At 44.2% G+C, this 4858-nt stretch carries 4 protein-coding genes; all 4 read right to left on the bottom strand.

Features of this window, described 5'->3' with window-relative positions; all coding sequences use genetic code 11:
* Positions 1-301: 301 nt before the first annotated feature.
* Positions 302-1015: a phosphoribosylaminoimidazolesuccinocarboxamide synthase gene (purC, locus tag B3V51_RS08820; protein ID WP_057757995.1), complete on the bottom strand. Its 714-nt coding sequence runs from the start codon at positions 1013-1015 to the stop codon at positions 302-304.
* Between the two features lie 126 nt (positions 1016-1141).
* Positions 1142-1456, bottom strand: a complete 315-nt coding sequence (locus tag B3V51_RS08815; RefSeq protein WP_227674193.1) for a hypothetical protein — start codon at positions 1454-1456, stop codon at positions 1142-1144.
* Positions 1457-1578: 122 nt separating this feature from the next.
* Positions 1579-2484: a 4-hydroxy-tetrahydrodipicolinate synthase gene (gene dapA, locus B3V51_RS08810; RefSeq protein WP_093071436.1), complete on the bottom strand. Its 906-nt coding sequence runs from the start codon at positions 2482-2484 to the stop codon at positions 1579-1581.
* A gap of 654 nt (positions 2485-3138) precedes the next feature.
* Positions 3139-4554, bottom strand: coding sequence for a Do family serine endopeptidase (locus tag B3V51_RS08805; protein ID WP_379542908.1), 1416 nt, complete (start codon positions 4552-4554; stop codon positions 3139-3141).
* Between the last annotated feature and the right edge of the window lie 304 nt (positions 4555-4858).

The following is a 4858-nucleotide window of genomic DNA, read 5'->3' as shown; positions in this document are numbered from 1 at the left end:
CGACAATACCGGGGCGGTTCATAATGATAATGACCTACCTATCAGTTTAGCATCTGTACGCTCATTAAAGTCGTATCTAATACGGTTAGTTCGATGCCTGTATAGCGCACCGATCACTAATAGAATATGTATGGTAAGTACACCATGAAGTACACCGCGCCTATCTTATTGAGTTAAAACCTTGATACTCTTAGCCCACAGCCAAAGATTTAAATACTCACTAAGGAACCATCACAAATATAATGCCATAAAAAAACTGAGCGCATGGCTCAGTTTTTATTTTATGCTAAGTATCAGATACTTATTTTAATGGCACACCAATACGGTCAGCCACTTCTTCATAAGCTTCAATCACATCACCTAATGACTGACGGAAACGGTCTTTATCCAGCTTTTTCTTGGTATTCTTATCCCAGATACGGCAGCCATCTGGTGAGAACTCATCACCTAATACGATACGGTCGTGGAATACGCCAAATTCTAATTTAAAATCAACTAAAATCAAATCACCCGCATCAAACAATGCTTTGAGTACATCGTTGACTTGATAGGTCAGCTCTTCCATCTTAGCCAATTGTTCTTTGGTTGCCCAGCCAAGAGATACAGAGAGCGACTCATTGACCATCGGATCACCTAGCGCATCATCTTTATAAAAAAGCTCATACGTTGGCGGTGTCAATGCTTGCCCTTCTTCTAAGCCCAAACGACGTACCAAACTACCAGCGGCAAAGTTACGCACCACGCACTCTACAGGAATCATATCCAAGCGCTTGACCAATACTTCGTCGTCAGACAATTGCTTTTCAAAATGCGTCTCGATACCAGCATCAGACAATTTTTGCATGATAAAAGCATTAAAGCGGTTATTCACCACGCCTTTACGCGCCAATTGTTCGATACGCTTACCATCAAGCGCTGAGGTATCATCACGGAAGTGTAAAATCAGAAGATCATTGTCTTCTGTTTCGTAGACAGATTTGGCTTTGCCTTTATACAGCAGTTGTTGCTTTTGCATTATGGGGGTTCCTGTTCGTTCAAGCTTATGTGGTAAAAACGCGCAGCGACCGCTGACTCTTATTACAATATCGATATTATTTTAATCAATAATCATAAAAATCGGCGGTACAAATGAAGAAAGAAATTAGTTTGAAGGGCTACTAACAGCACGCTGAGGCTTTGGCAACTGATACTGATTACCTGACTCATTCTGTAGTTTAAGCGTGTTCGCGCCCACATTCGGTGTTGGGTACAAAGGCACGAAAGGCGCTGTTTCTTGAGCAGCCGGCAGCTCTATCGGTGCAAGCTTTTTGCTTTGTTGATAGTCTAAGCTGCCATTGTCGCGCTTTCCAAGCAGGCTCTTGGTCGCTTGGCAGCCGCTCAATACCAACGTACTACCCAAAACTAAGGTCAGCATTGCAGGAAGTAGTTTTGTCGTTTTTGATGATACTGTCATCATGTTGTCTCTCTGAGTTAGCAGTTATTGCTCATTTAGGCGATTGGCTTATCATGATAAGTTGACTTGTTGCTCTCTTGAATATTAATCGTCAAGCAACAAGTCTTAAATCGCTGAAGATCAGGTTATAGTATGTTTGCTCGAACCAACGCTTCATCAATAGTCGCATGATGTTGCTCTGCCAACCAAACGAGTGGTAAGCGTATCCCTTTATCAATCATGCCCATTTTATGTAGCGCATACTTAGCTGGAATAGGACTTGACTCGATGAATAAGTCACGATGTAGATGTTTGACTACGTCATGAATCTGACTAGCCGTTTCAAAATCACCACGCAAGCCAGCAGCGAAAGTCTCGCTCATGGCTTTTGGCGCCACGTTGGCAGTCACTGAGATATTGCCTTTACCACCTACTTTTAGTAGATCAAGCGCTGTGCCATCATCACCAGACAATACGACCATTCTGTCACCAACAGCTTTAATCAATTGCTCACCGCGACCAACAGAGCCTGTCGCATCTTTGATAGCAACGATATTGTCGATATCACATAAGCGCTCGACGGTCTCTTGGGCGATATCGACGACCGTGCGACCCGGTACATTATAGAGCATCTGAGGAATATTGACGGCTTTAGCAATGGCTTGATAATGCTGAAACAAGCCTTCTTGTGGCGGCTTATTGTAATAAGGGGCAACCAATAACGCACAGTCTGCACCAGCATCTGCTGCGTCTTGAGTCAGTTTAATCGCTTCTATGGTGTTGTTTGCACCAGTACCTGCGATGACTGGTACGCGACCTTTAACATGCTGGACAAAATAGCGAATGACATCGCTATGCTCTTGCATCGATAGGGTTGCCGACTCGCCAGTGGTGCCGACAGCAACGAGGCAATGCGTGCCCTGCTCGATCTGCCAGTCTATGAGGTCAGCCAGACGTTTATAATCAACTGTACCGTCAGGGTGCATGGGCGTTACCAAGGCTACCATTGAGCCTTGTAATCGGGTTTTGATCTCGTCGTATGCTGTGCTCATAACCGTGCCTTACTGTATTATCCTAGCTTTTATCAAAGCTGTCACATGATAGGTCGTTTGCAAGTGCCAAAAATTTATATACGTTGATAAACGCTAATGACCAACCCTTGCTTGATGTTAATGCTGAAATTTTATTTATTATCATAACGTTTACATTATAAATTACTGCGTATTAAAGTGAGTATTGGCATTATCGATGCCAGTGACCGCAAATACCTGTTGCGCCATAAAATATAATAATAAAAACGCCTGCTAGTGTAGCATATTTTGATTTGACCGCTATCAATCAATTGATGATTCAAGCACAAATCAAAGACGAAAAAAGCTTTTTTTATTGCTAGAAACAATAAATATTGCTTCAAGTCTTTATTAATAATATACCGATAACTAAAGCACTCAGCAACGTATCAACACTGCTGAATGGTTTTGCCAATACTAGCGAATGGTCAACACATCGATGGTGGGACGATATAAGCGAAAAGGCAGGCCTCGCGTGCCTATACCGCTGCTGACGAATATTTAAATACATTATTTGCAGACTGATGCAATATCCGTTTGCGTATCTCTTATAGCGAGCGGTATTTATGATGAGCAATTATACTTTTCGGTGTTTTTCGGTATGCTGCTGTCCAAATCACTTCCTTATGGTTTTATCTATTCAATACGCAGACCAATAATAGCAGGGATGCCTTGTCGAATAATTTCTATCGTGACAACGCCCTTTTTGGGTAGGGATGAGATGGCGTCAGAGAAATCCGTTACTTTCTTAATAGGCTTTTGGTGAAAATTGGTAATGACATCACCTGCCAAAATCCCCGAGCGCGCGGCTAACCCTGTCGGATCAACCGTCGTGACCAACACCCCCGTTTTATTGTCTGTAGCAATCTCTGCTTGTTCATCTTTGGTCAAATCGCGCAAACGTAGGCCCAGTTGGACATCATCACTTTGCTGATCCCCACTTTGGGCTCTGACATCATTAGGTGCATAAGCAAGTTTACCGCTAATGATCATCTGCTTACCATTGCGCTGAATCTGTGCGCGAAATGGATCGCTTGGCTTTGCTCGGTTGAGCAGATTCAATAAGTCGGATGCTCGCATGATTTGTACATTATTGTACTGCAAGATAATGTCACCAGGTTTTAGACCTGCTTTTTGTGCTGGCGAGTCTGGAGAAACGCGGGTCAGCAAAGCGCCTTGTGGTTTATCCAATTTATAAGCTTCGGCCAGATTACGGTCAATATCTTGCGGATAGATACCCAAATATGCGCGAGCGACTTCACCGCTGGTCTTTAATTGCTCATAGATATCCATAGCAGCGTCAATTGGGATAGAGAATGATAGCCCCATGTAGCCGCCCGTCCCACTAAAGATACGCGAGTTGATACCAATCACCTCACCGCGCTGATTGAATAGAGGGCCACCTGAGTTGCCAGGGTTTAGCGCCACATCGGTTTGTATAAACGGCACACTGGTTTCGCGTGAGAAGCTGCGTGATTTGGCACTGACGATGCCAGCGGAGGCTGAATAATCAAAACCAAATGGTGAACCAATGGCTAGTACGGGCTCCCCTACTTTTAAGCTGTTTGAGTCGCCAATCGGTAGCGCGGGGAACTGAGTGCCTTCAACTTTTAGTACAGCCACATCTGAGCGCTCGTCGCTACCAATCAAGGTTGCATCAAGCTCGGTTCTATCATTAAGTGTGACGGTGATTTTGTCAGCGCCCTCGATGACGTGATGATTGGTCAGCATATAGCCATTAGAGGTAATAAAAAACCCCGTACCATAAGCATGCTCTATCGCTGGCGTGACTGCTCGATCAGGAATGCGCACCCGATCGCCAAAAAACTGCCGCAACACTTCAGCCGTTTGCGCCTTAGCAAGCTCAGCCTCACTGACTGTCTTGGTGACGTTGACGCGCGCCACTGCTGGCGTCACTTGTTGAACTAGGCCAGAGAAATCAGCCGTGGTTACAGCCGCATGTGCATTGCTCATTGTGGTGACATTAATACTAGCCACCATCGCCGTACTCACAGCGAGCGCCAGCGCACTGCGCTGTAACCAAAGTCGCATATCGACAGTGGTTCGTGATTTAAACATATTGATAGGCATATTGTCCTCCATATGAATGGTCATTATTATTGTTGGTAATTAGATGATGGTACTCGATAACGTCTTGCCTGACGCACATAACCCCAATCGTTATTGGTCAGCGTTCTTATATTTGCTTATATAGTGAATTCAGTATAAAAACGATACAGTGGGACTGGGATAAATTTTTCGCAGCATCGAGCAGCGTAGGCACAGCACGCAAGGAAAATTTAGACCAGTTCCACCTTGATATATAATGTATCTGTTTTATTTAGGATTGACTATA

This window comes from Psychrobacter sp. UBA2514 (assembly GCF_002341255.1).
GTDB classification, from domain to species: domain Bacteria; phylum Pseudomonadota; class Gammaproteobacteria; order Pseudomonadales; family Moraxellaceae; genus Psychrobacter; species Psychrobacter pacificensis.
The sequence above is the reverse complement of the archived record's forward strand: the minus strand, read 5'-3'. Positions and strand labels throughout refer to the sequence as shown.